The sequence below is a fragment of the Streptomyces sp. NPDC090108 genome (assembly GCF_044747185.1).
In the GTDB taxonomy this organism is placed as follows: Bacteria; Actinomycetota; Actinomycetes; order Streptomycetales; family Streptomycetaceae; genus Streptomyces.
Genome location: NZ_JBIVDQ010000007.1, coordinates 475233 through 492894, shown reverse-complemented (window position 1 = coordinate 492894; position 17662 = coordinate 475233). Strand labels below are relative to the sequence as shown.

17 protein-coding genes are annotated in these 17662 nt (G+C 73.2%); 10 read left to right on the top strand and 7 right to left on the bottom strand.

Features of this window, described 5'->3' with window-relative positions:
• A complete protein-coding gene (locus ACIPRD_RS26225; protein WP_356399892.1) occupies positions 1 to 747 on the top strand; it encodes a DNA polymerase beta superfamily protein in 747 nt (248 codons plus the stop codon).
• Here the strand turns inward: ACIPRD_RS26225 and ACIPRD_RS26220 are convergent.
• Both ACIPRD_RS26220 and ACIPRD_RS26215 read right to left on the bottom strand, forming a co-directional pair.
• Positions 676 to 1368 (bottom strand): DNA polymerase beta superfamily protein, encoded by a 693-nt coding sequence (locus ACIPRD_RS26220; RefSeq protein WP_401566475.1) that lies wholly within the window; start codon positions 1366 to 1368, stop codon positions 676 to 678. The two genes, ACIPRD_RS26225 and ACIPRD_RS26220, sit on opposite strands and share 72 nt — an antisense overlap.
• A gap of 196 nt (positions 1369 to 1564) precedes the next feature.
• The gene (locus tag ACIPRD_RS26215; protein WP_356399896.1) at positions 1565 to 2017 is read right to left on the bottom strand and encodes a Rieske (2Fe-2S) protein; all 453 of its coding nucleotides are present in this window, start codon (positions 2015 to 2017) and stop codon (positions 1565 to 1567) included.
• A 361-nt stretch (positions 2018 to 2378) separates the two neighbouring features.
• On the opposite strand from ACIPRD_RS26215, the gene aroH reads away from it, so the two are divergent.
• From aroH to der, 5 genes are all read left to right on the top strand, one after another.
• Complete coding sequence (gene aroH, locus ACIPRD_RS26210) at positions 2379 to 2741, top strand: chorismate mutase (protein ID WP_401566417.1); 363 nt, start codon at positions 2379 to 2381, stop codon at positions 2739 to 2741.
• Positions 2738 to 3832, top strand: coding sequence for a prephenate dehydrogenase (locus ACIPRD_RS26205; RefSeq protein ID WP_356399899.1), 1095 nt, complete (start codon positions 2738 to 2740; stop codon positions 3830 to 3832). The genes aroH and ACIPRD_RS26205 overlap by 4 nt, the downstream gene beginning before the upstream one ends.
• A 348-nt stretch (positions 3833 to 4180) precedes the next feature.
• Positions 4181 to 4873, top strand: coding sequence for a (d)CMP kinase (cmk, locus tag ACIPRD_RS26200; RefSeq protein WP_356399901.1), 693 nt, complete (start codon positions 4181 to 4183; stop codon positions 4871 to 4873).
• Positions 4831 to 5553 carry a lysophospholipid acyltransferase family protein gene (locus tag ACIPRD_RS26195; RefSeq protein ID WP_401566414.1) on the top strand — a complete coding sequence of 241 codons (723 nt, stop codon included), beginning with the start codon at positions 4831 to 4833 and terminating at the stop codon, positions 5551 to 5553. The genes cmk and ACIPRD_RS26195 overlap by 43 nt, the downstream gene beginning before the upstream one ends.
• A gap of 63 nt (positions 5554 to 5616) precedes the next feature.
• On the top strand, positions 5617 to 7098 hold the full coding sequence (gene der, locus ACIPRD_RS26190) for a ribosome biogenesis GTPase Der (RefSeq protein ID WP_401566412.1): 1482 nt from the start codon (positions 5617 to 5619) through the stop codon (positions 7096 to 7098).
• 67 nt (positions 7099 to 7165) lie between these two features.
• On the opposite strand, the gene ACIPRD_RS26185 is transcribed toward der, so the two are convergent.
• A complete protein-coding gene (locus ACIPRD_RS26185; protein WP_356399905.1) occupies positions 7166 to 7564 on the bottom strand; it encodes a hypothetical protein in 399 nt (132 codons plus the stop codon).
• Positions 7565 to 7928: 364 nt separating this feature from the next.
• Entirely contained in the window at positions 7929 to 8729 is an 801-nt protein-coding gene (locus ACIPRD_RS26180) for a hypothetical protein (RefSeq protein ID WP_401566409.1), read from the bottom strand.
• Positions 8730 to 9268: 539 nt separating this feature from the next.
• Between ACIPRD_RS26180 and ACIPRD_RS26175 the strand changes: the two genes are divergently transcribed.
• On the top strand, positions 9269 to 9949 hold the full coding sequence (locus tag ACIPRD_RS26175; RefSeq protein WP_401566406.1) for a transglycosylase family protein: 681 nt from the start codon (positions 9269 to 9271) through the stop codon (positions 9947 to 9949).
• 505 nt (positions 9950 to 10454) lie between these two features.
• Entirely contained in the window at positions 10455 to 10670 is a 216-nt protein-coding gene (locus ACIPRD_RS26170; RefSeq protein WP_401566403.1) for an I78 family peptidase inhibitor, read from the top strand.
• A 266-nt stretch (positions 10671 to 10936) separates the two neighbouring features.
• Here the strand turns inward: ACIPRD_RS26170 and ACIPRD_RS26165 are convergent, their stop codons facing one another.
• Both ACIPRD_RS26165 and ACIPRD_RS26160 read right to left on the bottom strand, forming a co-directional pair.
• Positions 10937 to 11965, bottom strand: coding sequence for a phosphatase PAP2 family protein (locus ACIPRD_RS26165; protein WP_356399913.1), 1029 nt, complete (start codon positions 11963 to 11965; stop codon positions 10937 to 10939).
• A gap of 238 nt (positions 11966 to 12203) precedes the next feature.
• Positions 12204 to 13574, bottom strand: a complete 1371-nt coding sequence (locus tag ACIPRD_RS26160) for a glycosyltransferase family 39 protein (protein ID WP_401566401.1) — start codon at positions 13572 to 13574, stop codon at positions 12204 to 12206.
• 256 nt (positions 13575 to 13830) lie between these two features.
• Between ACIPRD_RS26160 and ACIPRD_RS26155 the strand changes: the two genes are divergently transcribed.
• Complete coding sequence (locus tag ACIPRD_RS26155) at positions 13831 to 15447, top strand: MFS transporter (protein ID WP_401566398.1); 1617 nt, start codon at positions 13831 to 13833, stop codon at positions 15445 to 15447.
• 259 nt (positions 15448 to 15706) lie between these two features.
• Positions 15707 to 16897, top strand: a complete 1191-nt coding sequence (locus ACIPRD_RS26150) for an acyl-CoA dehydrogenase family protein (protein WP_401566395.1) — start codon at positions 15707 to 15709, stop codon at positions 16895 to 16897.
• 36 nt (positions 16898 to 16933) lie between these two features.
• On the opposite strand, the gene ACIPRD_RS26145 is transcribed toward ACIPRD_RS26150, so the two are convergent.
• Entirely contained in the window at positions 16934 to 17371 is a 438-nt protein-coding gene (locus tag ACIPRD_RS26145; RefSeq protein ID WP_356399921.1) for a cell division protein SepF, read from the bottom strand.
• Positions 17372 to 17662 lie beyond the last annotated feature (291 nt).

Genomic DNA, 17662 nt, shown 5'->3' with positions numbered 1-17662 from the left:
ATGATCGACACCCTCGACATGGACCTGACGCCGGTGATAGCCGAGCAGCCCGATCCCCTGCTGTTCGCGACCGTCTCCGGAGCCCACCTCTACGGCTTCCCGTCCAAGGACTCCGATCTCGACCTGCGCGGCGTCCATCTGCTGCCCGCCGCCGACCTGGTGGGACTGCGCGAGCCGGAGGAGACGCGCTCGCGCGACTGGGTGCGGGAGGGCGTCGAGATGGACCTCGTCACCCACGATCTGCGCAAGTTCGTGCGGCTGATGCTCCGGCGCAACGGCTATGTGCTGGAGCAGCTCCTCTCGCCCCTGGTCGCGCACACCACCGACGCCCACCGCGAACTGGTGTCGCTCGTCCCGGGCGTCCTCACCAGCCATCACGCCCACCACTACCGCGGTTTCGCGGTCACCCAGTGGCGGCTGTTCGAGAAGACCGGCGAACTCAAGCCGCTGCTCTACACGTTCCGGGTGCTCCTCACCGGCGTCCTCCTGATGCGCACCGGCGAGGTCCAGGCCCATCTGCCCACCCTGCTGGAGCGGCTCGACGCGCCCGCCTACCTGCCGCAGCTCATCGCCGCCAAGGCCGAGCACGAGCACGGCCGCGCCGACGTCGACCTCGCGCGCGTGGCGGCCGACGTCGAGCGGCTGCACCTCGCGCTCGACGAGGCGCAGAAGACCTCAGCCCTGCCCGGTGAGCCCAGCGCCCATGACGCGCTGCACGACTTCACGGTCCGCGTCCGCCTCGGCTGAGGCGCGGCGGGTCCGGAACAGGAAGTCCGCCACGCGCGCGTGGTCCGGCTCCGCGGGCAGGGGGGTGCGGCGCAGAGCCTCCTCGGTCTCGGCGGCCAGCCGGGCCATGCGGGCCTCCACCTCCGCCCAGGGCACCTCGCCCTGCTTCACCGCCAGCAGCGGCTCCCGCAGTTCGCCGACGTCCAGGCGCAGTTCGCCGGTGCGCAGCAGGTCCCGGGCGCTCCCCAGCAGGCGGAGGAGGTGCATCGCGTGCTTCCAGCGCGGGGCGCCCGTCGTGCGCACGTCGGCGTCCAGCCTGCGGCGCTGGCCGAGGGCGTAGCGGGTGAAGGTGCCGTACACCTCGCGCGAGAGGAACGCGCCGCGCAAATCCAGCAGTTCGCGGCCCGTGCCGTTCAGGTGCTCCACGAGCGGCGAGTGCAGGCACTCCAGGATGTTCGGGTTCCCGCGCAGCGCCAGCTCGCAGAACCGTTCCAGCTCCCAGGAGAAGCGCTCCTCGCCCGGCCCCTCCACATGCGTCGGCGGCTTCTCGAACCGCCAGAACAGGGGAGTCGGGGCGAGGAAGACGCCCCGCCGGTCGGTGTCACTGCCCTCCGTGGCCAGCCCGAAGGCCCGCGAGCCCATGACGCAGGCGTAGACGGTGTGGTCGAGCACCAGGCTCTCGGCGATGCCGGCGCGCCCGGTGGTCCCGGTGCTCCGGGAGCGCCCGGCGACGCCGGCCGGTTCGGCGCTGCCGGTGCTCGTGGTGGCGTCGCTGCTCTCGGGGACCGGTGCCCGCCCGGGGGTCTCGTGCCGCATGCCGGGAGCGTACGCGGCACCCTCACGTCAGGTGGATCGAGTTTCCCTCCACCTTGATCGCCTCGGCCGGCAGCGGCCTGGTCGCCGGGCCGTGCGCCACCGAGCCGTCGGTGACGCGGAACCTGCTGCCGTGGCAGGGGCAGTCGATCGTGCCGTCCGCGACCTTCGCCAGCGTGCAGCCCTGGTGGGTGCAGACCGCCGAGAAGGCCTTGAACTCACCCTTCGACGGCTGCGTGACCACGATCTTCCGCTCCCGGAAGATCTTGCCGCCGCCCTCCGGGATCTCGGCGGTGCGCGCCAGCACCTGCCCGGTGGAGGCCGCCGCGTCCTGGCTGGCCGAGGAGTCGGCCGGGGTCTTGTCGGCGGCGCCGGTGGTGGTGGACGTGCTGTCGTTGCCGCCGCATCCCACGCATCCGACCGCGAGCGCCGCGGCACCCGTCGAGAGAATCGTGCGCCGCGTCGCGGGCTGGGTCATGTCATCACTCCGAACGTACGTAACGGGAGGAATGCCTCAAGTGCGGTCATCTTTTCACCGAAGACGCGCCCCTTTTCGCCGAAGACGCGCCCCGCGAAGGAACCCCGGACCCGGCGTCACCGGATCGGCCCCCCGCGGCCGCCCGCCCCGCCCGGCCCCCGCGAGCCCCGGCCCCGCCGCCCCCGACCCGGTCTCCGCGCCGTGCCGGGGACGCGTCCCGGTACACGCCCCGGTCCGCAGCCCCCCGGCCCGGCGACGTCTCGGAGGGCGGGCGGTGCGCGCCGGGTCCGCGCGTGCTGACTAGGCTGGACGCACCACGAGCCGGCACCGGTCGGCACGCACGTCAGTGAGGAGCAGCACCGTGGCGATACGAGCGGTCCGGGGGGCCGTCCAGCTGGAGCGGGACGAGGCCGGCCACATGGACGAGCAGGTCGGAGCGCTGCTCACCGCCATCCTGGAGCGGAACGACCTCCACACCGACGACCTGATCAGCATCTGGTTCACCGCCACCCCGGACCTGCACAGCGACTTCCCGGCCGCCGCGGCCCGGTCGCTCGGCATCGTCGACGTCCCGCTGATCTGCGCGCAGGAACTCGACATCGAGGGCGCCATGCCCCGGGTCGTCCGGGTGCTCGCGCACATCGAGTCGGACAAGCCCCGCGCCGACATCTCGCACGTCTACCTCGGTGCCGCCGCCGCCCTGCGCAAGGACATCGCCCAGTGAGGACCGCGCTCGTCATCGGCACCGGCCTCATCGGCACCTCCGCCGCGCTCGCCCTGACCCAGCGCGGCGTCACCGTCCACCTGGAGGACCCCGACCCCCAGCAGGCCCGTACGGCGGCCGCGCTCGGCGCCGGCACCGACGAGCCGCCCCAGGGCCCCGTGGACCTCGCGATCGTCGCCGCCCCGCCCGCGTACGTGGCCTCCGTCCTCGCGGACGCCATGGCCCGCGGCGCAGCGCGCGGCTACCTCGACGTGGCCAGCGTCAAGGGCGGCCCGCGCCGGGAACTGGAGGCCCGCGGCCTGGACCCGGCCGTGCTGGCCCGGTACATCGGCACCCACCCCATGTCCGGCCGGGAGAAGTCCGGCCCGCTGGCCGCCACCGGCGACCTCTTCGAGGGCCGCCCCTGGGTGCTCACCCCGGCCCGGGACACCGACACCGAGGTGCTGAACCTCGCACTGGAGCTGGTCTCGCTCTGCCGGGCCGTTCCCGTGGTCATGGACGCCGACGCCCACGACCGCGCCGTGGCCCTCGTCTCGCACATGCCCCACCTGGTCTCCAGCATGGTCGCCGCCCGGCTGGAGAACGCCGAGGAGGCCGCCGTACGGCTGTGCGGCCAGGGCATCCGGGACGTCACCCGGATCGCCGCCTCGGACCCGCGGATGTGGATCGACATCCTCTCCGCCAACCCCGGCCCGGTCGCCGACCTGCTCGCGGACGTCTCCGCCGACCTCGACGGGACCGTCCGCGCGCTGCGCGCCCTGCAGTCCTCCGACGAGGACGAGCGCCGCAAGGGCAACGCGGGCATCCAGGACGTCCTGCGCCGCGGCAACGCCGGCCAGACCAGGGTGCCGGGCAAGCACGGGTCCGCGCCGCGGGTCTACGAGGTCGTGGCCGTGCTCATCGACGACTCACCGGGGCAGCTGGCCAGCATCTTCGCGGACGCGGGCCGGGCCGGGGTCAACATCGAAGACGTGCGCATCGAGCACGCGACGGGGCAGCGGGCCGGTCTGGTGCAGCTGATGGTCGAGCCGAAGTTCACCGTCGAGCTGACCGCCGCGCTGCGCGAGCGCGGCTGGGCGCTGCGGCAGTAGCCCCCGCGCCCGGGGCCGGCCGCCCCTTCGGGACCGGCCGGCCCCGGGCACCCGTGCGCGGCTCCGGCGCGCGGCGGCCCGCCCGGGTCCCCGCGCGCCGCTTCCGTGCGCGGCGGCCTCCTCGGGGGCTTGTCGCGCCGCTTCCGCGCGTCGCGGCCTCCTCGGGGCTCGGTCCTCCGCTTCCGTGCGTGGCGGCCGTACCCGCGTGATCCTCCGCCGTCCGGACGCGCGGCCGGACGAGTGACCCGCACCCAGTAACCTTGTCCCGGGCGCCCTCCGCGTCCACCGACCGTCTCTCGACTGTCGCTCGACTCCGCTCACCGCACCGCACCAGGAAGGTGTCCACCCGTGGAAAACGGCGTTCCGACCGCCAAGCCCGTCATCGTCGCGATCGACGGCCCCTCCGGCACGGGCAAGTCGAGCACGTCGAAGGCCGTGGCCGCCCAGCTCGGCCTGAGCTACCTGGACACCGGCGCCCAGTACCGGGCGATCACCTGGTGGATGGTGACCAACGGCATCGACCTCGAGGACCCGACCGCGATCGCGGCCGTCGCCGGCAAGCCCGAGATCGTCTCGGGCACCGACCCGTCCGCCCCGACCATCGTGGTCGACGGCATCGACGTGGCCGGCCCGATCCGCACCCAGGAGGTCACCTCCAAGGTCAGCGCGGTCAGCGCGGTCCCCGAGGTGCGCACCCTGATCACCGAGCTCCAGCGCTCGCTGGCCGCCGCCGCCGAGGTCGGCATGGTGGTCGAGGGCCGCGACATCGGTACGACCGTGCTGCCGGACGCCGACCTGAAGATCTTCCTGACCGCCTCCCCGGAGGCCCGCGCCGCCCGCCGCAGCGGCGAGCTGAAGGGCGCCGACGTCCACGCCACCCGCGAGGCGCTGATCAAGCGGGACGCGGCCGACTCCAGCCGCAAGACCTCGCCGCTGGCCAAGGCCGGCGACGCGGTAGAGGTGGACACCACCGAGCTCACCCTCGCCCAGGTCATCGAGTGCGTCGTCACCCTGGTCGAGGAGAAGCGGGCCGGCAAGTGAGCCGACCCTCCCGCCAGGAGGCGGACCTCCCGTCCGGACGGGGCGCAGAGGCCGGCCGGCGCATCGGCGTCGGCCTGATGTACGGGCTGTGGAGGCCGCGTGTGCTGGGCGCCTGGAAGGTGCCCGCCACCGGACCGGTGATCCTCGCCGTGAACCACTCCCACAACATCGACGGTCCGATGGTCATGGGCGTCGCGCCCCGGCCGACGCACTTCCTGATCAAGCAGGAGGCCTTCGTCGGCCCGCTGGACCCCTTCCTGACCGGCATCGGCCAGCTGAAGGTGGACCGCACCAGCGCCGACCGCACCGCCATCACCCGGGCGCTCGGTGTCCTGGACGGCGGGGGAGTGCTCGGCATCTTCCCGGAGGGCACCCGAGGCGAGGGCGACTTCGCCTCGCTGCGCGCCGGCCTCGCGTACTTCGCGGTGCGCAGCGGCGCGCCGATCGTGCCCGTGGCCGTCCTCGGCAGCGCCGACCGGCCCGGACGGCTGGTCAAGGCGCTGCCCCCGCTGCGTTCGCGGGTCGACGTCGTCTTCGGAGACCCGTTCCAGGCGGGTGACGGAAGCGGGCGGCGCACCCGCCGGGCGCTGGACGAGGCGACCGGGCGGATCCAGAAGCAGCTCACCACCCACCTGGAAAACGCCAGGCGCCTCACCGGGCGCTGGGCGACACTTGAGTAGTGGAACCGGCCCGTCACGGGTCACTCCACCGATCACCACGATGAACGACGAGGTACGGACTTCATGAACGACCACATCCAGCCCGACGGCTCGGCCGCGCACGAGTACGACCACGGGGCGCTCGGTGACGCCGAGTACGCGGAGTTCATGGAGCTCGCCGCCGAAGAGGGCTTCGACATCCAGGACGTCGAGGGCGCCATCGAGGAGGCCGGCCACGGCCCGCTTCCCGTGCTCGCCGTCGTCGGCCGCCCCAATGTCGGCAAGTCGACGCTGGTGAACCGGATCATCGGCCGCCGCGAGGCGGTCGTCGAGGACAAGCCGGGCGTCACCCGCGACCGCGTCACCTATGAGGCCGAATGGGCCGGCCGCCGTTTCAAGGTCGTCGACACCGGCGGCTGGGAGCAGGACGTCCTCGGCATCGACGCCTCCGTGGCCGCGCAGGCCGAGTACGCGATCGAGGCGGCCGACGCGGTCGTCTTCGTCGTGGACGCCAAGGTCGGCGCGACCGACACCGACGAGGCGGTCGTCCGCCTGCTGCGCAAGGCCGGCAAGCCGGTCGTGCTGGCCGCCAACAAGGTCGACGGCCAGAGCGGCGAGGCCGACGCGGCCTACCTGTGGTCCCTGGGCCTCGGCGAGCCGCACCCGATCTCCGCGCTGCACGGCCGCGGCACCGGCGACATGCTGGACGCCGTCCTGGACGCGCTGCCGGAGGCGCCCGCGCAGACCTTCGGCTCGGCCGTCGGCGGCCCCCGCCGCATCGCCCTGATCGGCCGCCCGAACGTCGGCAAGTCCTCGCTGCTGAACAAGGTGGCCGGCGAGGACCGCGTCGTCGTCAACGAGCTGGCGGGCACCACCCGCGACCCGGTCGACGAGATGATCGAGCTCGGCGGCAAGACATGGAAGTTCGTCGACACCGCCGGTATCCGCAAGCGTGTCCACCTCCAGCAGGGCGCCGACTACTACGCCTCCCTGCGCACGGCCGCGGCCGTGGAGAAGGCCGAGGTCGCGGTCATCCTGCTGGACGCCTCCGAGAACATCTCGATCCAGGACCAGCGCATCGTCACCATGGCCGTCGAGGCGGGCCGCGCCGTCGTCATCGCCTACAACAAGTGGGACAACCTCGACGAGGAGCGCCGCTACTACCTGGAGCGGGAGATCGAGACGGAGCTGGGCCAGGTCGCCTGGGCGCCCCGCGTCAACGTCTCGGCGCGCACCGGCCGGCACATGGAGAAGCTGGTCCCGGCGATCGAGACGGCCCTGGAGGGCTGGGAGACCCGTGTCCCCACCGGCCGCCTGAACGCCTTCCTCGGCGAGCTGGCCGCCGCCCACCCGCACCCCGTCCGGGGCGGCAAGCAGCCGCGCATCCTGTTCGGCACCCAGGCCGGCACCAAGCCCCCGCGCTTCGTGCTGTTCGCCTCCGGCTTCATCGAGGCGGGCTACCGGCGCTTCATCGAGCGCCGGCTGCGCGAGGAGTTCGGCTTCGAGGGCACCCCGATCCACATCTCGGTGCGGGTGCGCGAGAAGCGCGGCGCGAAGAAGAAGTGACGGCCCGCAGGGCCGAACGGCGAAGGGCGGCTCCCGCTTCCGCGGGGAGCCGCCCTTCGCCGTTCGCTCACGCGCCCCGGCGGGGTGCGGGGGGCAGCGCCGCCGGCACGTGCTGCGTCCCGCCGGCCTCGTGCGGCCGCCCGAGCGTGCCGACGCGCTGCCACTGCGACTGCTGGCGCGCGCTGTAGGCCCCGGCGCTGTAGGCGCTGTAGGAGCTGCTGAACGACCCCGGCCGGTGGCCGCCGTAGGTGCCCGTGCTCTGCGGGAGGCTCCCGAAGGCGGTGAAGCCCAGATCCTCCTCACCGCTGCGGTCCCCCGGCAGCGTGCGGAAGGTCTTGACCCACTCCGCGTAGAGCGTGTCGTAGATGGGCGTGGCCGAGTTCCCGCCGGTGCCGTCCTGCCCGGCTCGGGCGGCCGGTACGGGCGAGAAGACGGACCGGCGGTGGGGGATGTCGTATGCGTGCACGTATGTCCAAACGACGGCGCATCCAAAGGGATGCGGCCTCACCGCGCGGCCGCGCCCCCGGCGGACACACGGGGGCGCGGCGGCGGACACGGACACGCGGGGCTGCGGCCGCGCTCACGCGTGCGCGGCGGGCGGCCGCCCGCGTGGGAGCGGCGCCGCCCCGTGTGTCCACCGGGTGAGCCCACGTGCGACCGGCGCCGCCCCTGTGGGACCGGCGGTCGCCCGCGTGGGAGCGTCGCCCGCGTGGGCCCGGCGGCGCCCCGTGTGTCCGCCGGGTGCGCCCACGTGATCGCGGCCGCAGACCCTGCGGGACCGGTGGTCGCTCCTGGGGGAGTCGCGGTCGGTACCGGGGCGTCGGAGGGGCTCAGGTGCCGGCGAGCGGGAGCGCCGCCGCCACCAGCTTGCCCTCCGCCGCGGCCTTGTCGAGCGACATCCGCAGCAGGTCCTCCCGGGGCTGACGGCCGATCGACCCGACCGGTGCCGCGAACATCAGCACCTGCTGGTGCTTGTTCGCGGCGGCCCGCCAGCTGTCCGTGACCTGGAGCGGCTGGTGCGCCTGCCACCAGGCCACCGGCTGGCCCGCGTGGGGCCCGGGCTGGAGCACCGCGTGCAGCTGTCCCACCGCGAGCAGCACCGACCAGCCGTGCAGCACCGGCGGGACGGTGGTCAGTTCGCTCATCGGCATGAAGCCCTGCTCGGCGAGGAGCGGCAGGAAGTCGTCACCGGCCCCGGCGGTGCCCGGGCGGGCGATCGGCGTGGTGGGCTCGACGACGAGCGCCGGGTGCAGTTCGCCCTCGATCAGCACGAGTCCGCTGGTCACACCGAGCACGGCCTGTTCGGGCGCGCTCTGCGCGGGCACCGCGCCGGCCTGGCCGGCGCCCGGGGCGACGCCGTCGCCGATGGAGCGGACGGCGCCCTGGAGCTGCTCCTCGGTGACCTGTACGACCTGGGAGGGCAGGCATCCGGCGTGGGCGAAGGCGAGCACGGCGGTCTCGTCGCCGACGAACAGAACGGTGCTGGTGCGCTCCTGCTCGGAGTCGCCCGGGGTACGGCAGGACGTGCAGTCGTAACTGCCCGGGGCGTTCTCTCCGGCGAGCAGCCGGTCGGCTTCTTCGTCGCCGATCTCGGCGCGTACGGCGTCACTCACGTCGAGCATGCGCGGCACGGGGGCTCCCTCGGGATGCGTGCTGGGTCGGCCGGGTGGCTCCCGGCCGATGAGCCCCGGGGTTCCGGGCTCATGAAGAAGACAACGGGCGTCCTGTGGTGGGGGTCACGCCCCGCTGGGCACGGAATCGAACCGCCCGACGCACACGGTCACCTTTGGTACGGGTTCTGACACTCACCGTCAACTCCGTACATTGTCAAGGAACTTGAAAGAGTGAAGTGGGTCACACATCCTCTCGATGGCTGGTCGGCAAATCATGAAATAGACCGATGAAGTGGCTGTCCGGAATTGGCCGCTACCCGAGGTAACCCCGAACTGGCCTGGAATGACAGGGAGTTGGTTGAAATCACCCCGCTCTTCTCCCTAGATTCCTCCGCCGTGTGCAACGAGCACCGCTCGGGAACGTCCTCCCGGCCGGCACGGGCAGCGCAGGATCGCCCGGCCGGACGCGGCGGACGGGGCGGGGCGCGCGGAACCGCGGTCATGCGCGGCGAGGCGCCCTCGCCCGGGGGAGCCCGGGTATGTGGAGAGGGAATTACATGTCCGAGTGTGCCGATACCACCCGCAACACCGCTCGTCACGACGGAGCCCGCAAGGGCCGTACGACGGCCGCCCTCGCCGGGGCGGCACTGCTGGCCCCGCTGGGCCTGCTGGCCGTGAGCGGCGAGGCCGCAGCGGCGGACAACGGAGTGTGGGACCGCATCGCCCAGTGCGAGAGCGGCGGCAACTGGCACATCAACACCGGCAACGGCTACTACGGCGGGCTCCAGTTCTCCGCCGGCACCTGGCGCGCGTACGGCGGTTCCGCCTACGCCCCGACGGCCGACCAGGCCTCCAGGAGCGCGCAGATCGCCGTCGCCACCAAGGTTCAGGGGGCCCAGGGCTGGGGAGCCTGGCCGGTCTGCGCGAGCCGCGCCGGAGCCTCGGGCGGCGCGCCCGCGGCGGCCCACCCGGGCACGGCACCGTCCGGCACGAGGTCCGGCTCCGCCACCCAGGAGTCCGCGACGACGAGGTCCGCACCCGCGCGGACCCCGCGGCACCAGGCGGCCCCGGCGGGCAGCCGGAGCGGCCACGGCGGCTACCGGGTGCGCGAGGGGGACACCCTCAGCATCATCGCCGCCCGGCACGGCACCTCGTGGCAGCACCTCTACGCCGTCAACCGGCACGTCATCGGGGACGACCCCGATCTGATCGTCCCGGGGCAGCACCTCGCGGTCTGACCCGACCGCCGGAGCCGGCCCCGGCACCACGGGGACCGGCTCCGGAAGCCGCCGGCACCGGACCGCCGTGGGGACCGGACCCGACACCGCCGGCCACCGGCCCCCGGCCGTCCCGACCCGCCCGCGGGCCGTCGGGACGGCCGGGGGCCGGTCCGCGCTTCGCCCGCCGGCGTGATGCGTACGGCGGTTGTGTGCGGGACCGGTGAAATTCCTATGCGCCGTCAGCTGTCCTGATCCGGCCGCGGATTCCGGCGGATTCCCAGTCGGACGTCGTCGGCGCGCGGCCGCACGGGCGCATTCCGCCAGGGAATTCGGCGGGGCGCTCCGGCACGCGGGAATTCTGTTCGATTACCCCGGGAAGGCGAGCGGAAACCCCCGATCGTGTGACGGAGTTCGAAGGAATCGGGCCACCGGAAGCTGTGACAGAAGTGTGACGGGAGGGGAAGCCGGGGACCTGCGGCGGGACCGCCTTCCGCCGCCGCCCGATGCCGCCTAGCGTGGCCGCATGACATCGATTCCCCCTCCGCCCGAGGAGCCGAAGGACAGTCCGGACGGGTACGTCGGCCTCGACGCCGCGCAGGCAGAGCGGCTCGCCCGGGAGCGGGGCTGGGCCACGGTGCGGTCGCTCCCGCCGGGCACGGTCATCACCATGGAGTACCGGTTCGGCCGGCTCAACTTCGAGGTGCGGGAGGGCCGGGTGGCCCGCGCCTGGAAGGGCTGACCCGGCTCCGGCCCTCGTACACGTTCCGGTCCGCGTACACGCTCCGGCCCTCGTACACGCTCCGGTCCGCGTACACGTTCCGGCCCCCGTGCGCGTCCGGACCCCGTGCGCGCTCCGGCCCACGCGCGCGCTCCGGCCCCCGTGCACGTTACGGCGCGGGGGCGAGCCGGCCCCCGTACGCGTGAGGCCCCGCTCCCGGTACGGGAGAGGGGCCTCTTCGCGGTGCGGGCGGTGTGCGTACCGGGTCCCGCGGCCGTGACGGCGGGTCAGCCGCCCGTGAGGGGGCGGGCCGACGGGGAGGAGCCGCGCGGCAGCCGCTCGGCGTGCTGCGGCCGGCGGCTGCCCGCCGGGGTGACCGGGCTGCGCTCGGAGCGGGGCGTGTGCGGTCCGGGCGCCAGATGTATCGGGGTCCTGGTGCCGCGGCCCGACGCCACCGGTTCGCGGGCCGCCGCGACCGCGTGTTCGGCGGGCGCGGTGAGCGGACGGAGCGGCACCGGGGCGACCGGTGCGGCGGGTGCCGGAACCGGCCTGGTGCGGCGGGCGCGCCAGCGGTCGCGGAGGGAGAACAGCGCCGTCTCTGTCCGGGCGACGAGCGGCTCGAACCAGGGCAGCGCGAGCATGATCAGCAGTCCCGCAGCCCAGCCCAGCAGCACGTCGCTCAGCCAGTGCGTACCGAGGTAGACGGTGGTGAGCCCGACACCGAGCGAGGTGACGGCGGAGAGCGCGGACAGCCAGCGCCGCGCCCGCGGGGTGGAGGCCAGATAGGCCAGGATCCCCCAGGTCACGACCGCGTTGGCGGTGTGGCCGCTGGGAAATATATCGCCGCCGCGGGCCATCTCGTTGGAGCCGATCACGGTCGCGTAGTGCGGACCGAGCCGCCCCATGCCGAGCTTGGCGGCGCCGACCGTGATGTTCAGCAGCAGCAGCGAGGCGGCCAGGGTGAGCAGCGGGCGCAGCGTGTGCTGACGCCAGGAGCGCCAGCCGAGCCAGGCCGCGACCATGACGGCGGTGGGGCCGCGCTGGCCGAGCACCACGTAGTAGTCGAGGAAGGCGTGGATCTGCGGCCACTGCTGGTACGGCCTGAAGAACATGACTCGCCAGTCGAGCCGGACGAGCCATGAAGTGGTGATCACGGCCCACACGATCGCCAGGTAGAAAGCCAGGGTCGACGAGAACAGAACGACCCTGTGCCGGCTCATCCTCGGCACATCGATGTGAGCCGGTCGTTCCGGCTCACGATCCAGCCTGGCGAACACCCGGTCCAGACTCCGGGTGAGGTTTCGTTCGGTACGCACCCAAACGACGTTACAGCGAGTGAGGTGTGTACCCGGTCGTAACAGGGGCTTTGTGATGACGATGTGATGTGGGAAACCTCTCAAGGGCCGTCCGAATTCACGAGATTCGGCAATCCGTCGGTCTCCCGTAGCGCAATTCCTTTGATCATGCCGGGCAGTGCTTATATGGCACTTATGAATGCGTTCACCGAATCATGGCGCGGAATTCAGGGGCCGCTCACGGACGCGCCGAAGTCGATCATGGAGGACCGGAGCCGTTCAGCCAGAGCGCGCCGTAGGCCGCCGCGGCGGCCGCCAGCCCTGCCGTGACCAGTGCCGACCGTGCGGTGCGCGAGCGCGCGAGGGACCGGGCGAGGGGGAACAGTACGGGGAACGCGGGCAGCAGCAGCCGCGGTTTGGACCCGAAATAGCTCGACGCGCACAGGGCCAGCGCCAGCACGGCACCCGTGTAGACCAGCAGTGCGAGGGGCTGGCGCTGCCGTACACAGGTGACGTACAGCCAGATCAGCAGGGCCACGCCGATGATCAGGCCGAGACCGGCGAGGGCCGACGGAAATGACGTGAACTTGTCGGCCACGAAGCGGGCGAAGGCGTAGCCGCCGTCGAAGCCGTTGCGCCAGCCGGCCTGTACGTCCAGGTACCCGAGCGGCCCCCGGCCGGTCCGGTGTCCCACCCACAGGACGTAGGCGGCGGCCCCCAGCGGGGAGAGCGCCATGCCGAGAGCGCGCCGGGCGGCGGAGGCGTGCGGCGCGGCACCCGCGGTGTCCGGACCGGCGGGAGCGAGGGGGAAGACCGCGGTGGCCAGGGCGGCCGGGGTGGCCGGGGCGGCGAAGGTGCCGGTTGCGGGGGAGGGGGCGCGTACGGAATCGGGTGCGCCGTCCGCGCGCCGAGCGCGCTCCGCGTGGGCTTCGTCCCCCGTCGCGAGGGCGTGTTCCTCGCCGCGCGCGCCGTGCGGGCCCCCCGCGCTTCGCTCTCGCACGAACGAGATCACGCCCGTCACCCACACCGCCGCGACCACCGCGAGCCCCACCGGCCGGGTCAGCCCGGCCAGCGCCGCGAGCAGACCCGCCGTCACCCACCGGCCCGTCAGCACCGCGTACAGCGACCAGGCGGCCAGCGCCGTGAACAGGGACTCGCTGTACGCCATCGACTGCACGACCCCGACCGGCAGCACCGCCCACAGCAGCACCGCGCAGACACCCGCCCGGGCCCCGTACACCCGCTCCGCGACCGCGAAGATCCCCGCGGCCGCGGCGAGCGACGCGAGCAGGCTGACGGTGAGACCGGCGTCCGCGTACGACAGCGGCGTGAGCGCGTGCAGCAGCCGCTCCAGCCAGGGCAGCAGCGGGAAGAAGGCGAGGTCCGAGTGGATGTCGCCGTCCGGCAGCCGCACCGTGTGGCCGTAACCGCCCTCGGCGACCCGCGTGTACCAGAGGGAGTCCCAGCGCGCGGTGAGCAGCGTGTGCGCGCTCTTGCCGCGCGCGGCGCTCCACACGGCCAGGACGAGCAGGCCCAGGGCGCGCACGGCGGCGTACCCGAGGAGGGCCGGAGCCGCCCGGCGCGGGAGTGGGGCGCGGGGTGGGGACACGCGCGTCGCTAGTTCGGTCACGGGCTCGATTATCGACCGGCGGGAGAGTGGTCCGGTTTGTGCGGACGCGGTCAAGGGGAAGAGGGGTGGCGTACGCCACACGGGTCGGGCCGAACCCGTGAGATGTCCACCACGTGTCCGCAGGGCGAACTCGCGTACGCTGACGAGCCACCCGCGTGGGTTCGCGGCGGCCGGAGTCCCCGCAGTTCCGGCCGTGCGACGGGGAGTCCCCACCCCGCCCGATCCGCGCACGCGAGGGATCATCTGGGAGGTACGTATGTCCGGGACGACCACTGCCGCCGTCCGGCGGCGCTGTCGGGAGACCGGGGCCGGTGCCAACCGCTGGGTCGTGCTGGTCGTGCTGTGCGTCAGCCTGCTGCTCGTCGCCGTCGACGCGACCGTGCTGCACGTGGCGGTGCCCGCCGTCACCGAGGACCTCAGGCCCGGCGCCATATCGCTGCTCTGGATCGTCGACGTCTATCCGCTGGTCTGCGCCTCGCTGCTGATCCTCTTCGGCACGCTGGGCGACCGGATCGGCCGCAGACGCGTGCTGCTGTGCGGATACGCCCTCTTCGGCGTCGCCTCCGCCATGGCGGCCTTCGCGCAGAGCGCCGAGATGCTGATCCTCGCCCGCGCGCTGCTCGGCGTCGGCGGCGCCATGATCATGCCGGCGACCCTGTCGATCCTCCGCCAGGTCTTCCCCGACCGGCGCGAGCGCGCCCTCGCCATCGGCGTCTGGAGCGCGGTCGCGGCCGTCGGCGCGGCGGTCGGGCCGCTGCTCGGCGGCTTCCTGCTGGAACACTTCTGGTGGGGCTCGGTCTTCCTGGTCAACATCCCGCTCATGCTGGTCAGCCTCCCGGTCGGCCGGCTCCTGCTGCCCGAGTCCCGCGGCGCGCACGACGGCCCCTGGGACGTGACGGGCGCGCTGATGGCGGCGGCCGGTCTGTTCGGCGTCGTGTTCGGGGTGAAGCGTCTCGGCGGCGGCGCGGAGGTGGCGAGCCCCGTCACCCTGCTGCCGCTGGTGGCGGGCGCGGCACTCCTCTTCTTCTTCGTCAGACGCCAGGGGCGCCGCTCGCACCCGCTGGTCGACCTGCGGATGTTCCGGCGCCCCGCGTTCGCCACCTCGGTGGGCTGCATCGTGCTGGCGATGCTCGCGCTGGTCGGCCTGGAGCTGATCGCGGCGCAGTATCTGCAGCTGGTGCTGGGCCTGTCCCCGCTGGCGACCGGCCTCAGGCTGCTGCCCCTCACCGTCGCGGCGATGGCCGCGGGACTCGGCGGCGCGCGGATGCTGCGCCGCTTCGGGCCGCGCCGCATGGTCTGCGCCGGCTTCTGCCTCACCGCCGTGGCCGTCCTCGCGCTGACCGGCATGGGCGGCACCGACGACGAGGCCCTGCTGCTGTCCGCCTTCGTGCTGCTCGGCTTCGGCCTGGAGACCACGCTGTTCGCGGCCTACGAGTCGATGCTCAGCGAGTGCCCGGCGGACCGGGCCGGCGGCGCCGCCGCGATCGGCGAGACCTCCTACCAGCTGGGCGCCGGCATCGGGATCGCGCTGCTCGGCAGCGTGATGAACGCCGCGTACGCGCCCGGACTGAAGTCGGTGCCGGGCGTCTCCGCGCACGACTCGGGCGCGGCCTCCCACTCCCTGGGCGAGGCCTACGACATCGCCGGGCGGCTCGGCGGTGCCGCCGGGGCCGCGCTGCGGCACGCGGCACGCGACGCCTTCGTGCACGGGCTGCATGTGACGCTGCTGGTCAGCGCCGGTCTGCTGCTGCTGGGTGCCGTGATGGCGCTGCGGCTGCCGCGGATCATGCAGTGCGGTGAGAGCGGCGAGGAGTCCGCCGAGGCCCTGCTGCCCGCCCCGCGCGAGGCGGAGAAGCCGACGGTCTCCGTCTGACCCGGCTTCTTCCCCTTCCCCTGTCCGAGCCCCTTCCCCGGCGCGTCCCCCGTCCCCGGCCCGGCCCCTTCGTCGGCCCGGCGCTTCCCCGGCCTGGCGGGCTTCCCGGCCCGGTGCCCGTCCGCCCGCTCGCGGCGTGGCGTGGTCGGTGCGGCCCGGTCGCTCTGGACGTGCGGGAGACTGCACCGTAACGTCGCCCGCAGCGCTGTGACTAGCGCTGCTAGTTTTCCGTGTGCCGCACTGTGCCGGAGGGTGTCCCATGTCCGCGTCCGCGAAGCTGCCCCCGTTCGACGCCGCCGATCCGCTCGGGATCGACGACCTCCTGGAGCCGGAGGACCTGGCGGTCCGGGACACCGTGCGCCGCTGGGCGGCGGACCGGGTGCTGCCGTACGTCGCCGACTGGTACGAGAAGGGCGAGCTGCCCGGCATCAGGGAGCTCGCCCTGGAACTCGGCGGGATCGGCGTCTTCGGCATGTCCCTGACCGGCTACGGCTGCGCGGGCGCGACGGCCGTGCAGTACGGCCTCGCCTGCCTGGAGCTGGAGGCCGCCGACTCGGGCATCCGCTCCCTGGTCTCCGTGCAGGGCTCCCTCGCGATGTACGCGATCCACCGCTTCGGCAGCGAGGAGCAGAAGCGGGAGTGGCTGCCGCGCATGGCCGCCGGTGAGGTGATCGGCTGCTTCGGCCTCACCGAGCCCGACCACGGCTCCGACCCCGCCGCCATGCGCACCCACGCCAAGCGCGACGGCGACGACTGGGTGCTGAACGGCCGCAAGATGTGGATCACCAACGGCTCCGTCGCCGGGGTGGCCGTGGTGTGGGCGCAGACCGAGGACGGCATCCGCGGCTTCGTCGTACCGACGGACAGCCGGGGATTCTCGGCGCCCGAGATCAAGCACAAGTGGTCCCTGCGCGCCTCCGTGACCAGCGAACTCGTCCTCGACGACGTACGGCTGCCCGCCACCGCCGTGCTGCCCGGCGTCACCGGCCTGCGCGGACCGCTCAGCTGCCTCTCGCACGCCCGTTACGGCATCGTCTGGGGTGCCATGGGCGCGGCGCGCAGCAGCTTCGAGGCGGCGCTGGCCTACTCGACGACGCGCGAACAGTTCGGGCGCCCCATCGGCGGCTTCCAGCTCACCCAGGCCAAGCTGGCCGACATGGCGGTCGAACTCCACAAGGGGATCCTGCTCGCCCACCACCTCGGCCGACGGATGGACGCCGGCCGCCTGCGTCCCGAGCAGGTCAGCTTCGGCAAACTCAACAACGTCCGCGAGGCCATCGAGATCTGCCGCACGGCCCGCACGATCCTCGGTGCCAACGGGATCTCCCTCGAATACCCCGTGATGCGGCACGCGACCAACCTCGAGTCGGTGCTCACCTACGAGGGCACCGTCGAGATGCATCAGCTCGTGCTGGGCAAGGCGCTCACCGGTCTCGACGCCTTCCGGTGAGCCCCGGCGGGGGCAGGGCCGGCGGGCGGCCCTGCCTCAGCTCTGGTTGAAGAAGCCGTCCTCGCGGCGCGCGGACGGCTCGCCGCTGATGATCTCCGTGTTCGAGGGTGTCAGGAGGAAGACCCGGGTCGCGACCCGCTCGATCGTGCCCCGCAGGCCGAAGGTCAGTCCGGCCGCGAAGTCGACGACGCGCTTGGCGTCGACCGGCTCCATCGCGGTGAGGTTCATGATGACCGGGACACCGTCCCGGAACAGTTCGCCGATGGCGCGGGCGTCCCGGAAGCTGTCCGGGGTGACCGTGCCGATCCGGCGGCCCTTCTCCTCGGCCGTGTCCGTGGCCACCTGCACCCGGGGGTCCGTGACCCAGGCGTCCGCGGCCTCGGAGCCCTCGGAGTAGTCGTCGTCGTAGTAGCGCTCGTCATCGTTGTCGTCGACGAGGCCGAGCCACGCACTCGCCTTGCGTACCGATCCCATGGACGCCTCCTCTCACAGCGGTCTTTCTTGCTCTGCGCATCCCTATGGTCATCCATGATGCGGACGGCGCGCCAAGGGGATAGACGCCGCGCGGGGGGTTTGTGACGGTACTGGTGCACGGCCGATCCGTCGAGAGTCCTTGTGCCCCAAGGGGTCCGACTCATACGGCTGCTGACTGTGAGTGAAATATGATTGTTCTTGGCGTACGGGTGATGCACGGTGCGTACGGGTGAACGCGGAGCCTGACCGGAGCGGGCCGGCGCACTTGTGCGGGCCGAGCCCCGCGCCGCG

Bases quoted from the DNA above. Each gene is read 5' to 3' on its own strand.
- ACIPRD_RS26225 (WP_356399892.1), top strand. From the start codon at position 1: ATGATCGACACCCTCGACATGGACCTGACGCCGGTGATAGCCGAGCAG.
- ACIPRD_RS26220 (WP_401566475.1), bottom strand. From the start codon at position 1,368: ATGGGCTCGCGGGCCTTCGGGCTGGCCACGGAGGGCAGTGACACCGAC.
- ACIPRD_RS26215 (WP_356399896.1), bottom strand. From the start codon at position 2,017: ATGACCCAGCCCGCGACGCGGCGCACGATTCTCTCGACGGGTGCCGCG.
- der (WP_401566412.1), top strand. From the start codon at position 5,617: ATGAACGACCACATCCAGCCCGACGGCTCGGCCGCGCACGAGTACGAC.
- ACIPRD_RS26175 (WP_401566406.1), top strand. From the start codon at position 9,269: ATGTCCGAGTGTGCCGATACCACCCGCAACACCGCTCGTCACGACGGA.
- ACIPRD_RS26170 (WP_401566403.1), top strand. From the start codon at position 10,455: ATGACATCGATTCCCCCTCCGCCCGAGGAGCCGAAGGACAGTCCGGAC.
- ACIPRD_RS26155 (WP_401566398.1), top strand. From the start codon at position 13,831: ATGTCCGGGACGACCACTGCCGCCGTCCGGCGGCGCTGTCGGGAGACC.
- ACIPRD_RS26150 (WP_401566395.1), top strand. From the start codon at position 15,707: ATGTCCGCGTCCGCGAAGCTGCCCCCGTTCGACGCCGCCGATCCGCTC.
- ACIPRD_RS26145 (WP_356399921.1), bottom strand. From the start codon at position 17,371: ATGGGATCGGTACGCAAGGCGAGTGCGTGGCTCGGCCTCGTCGACGAC.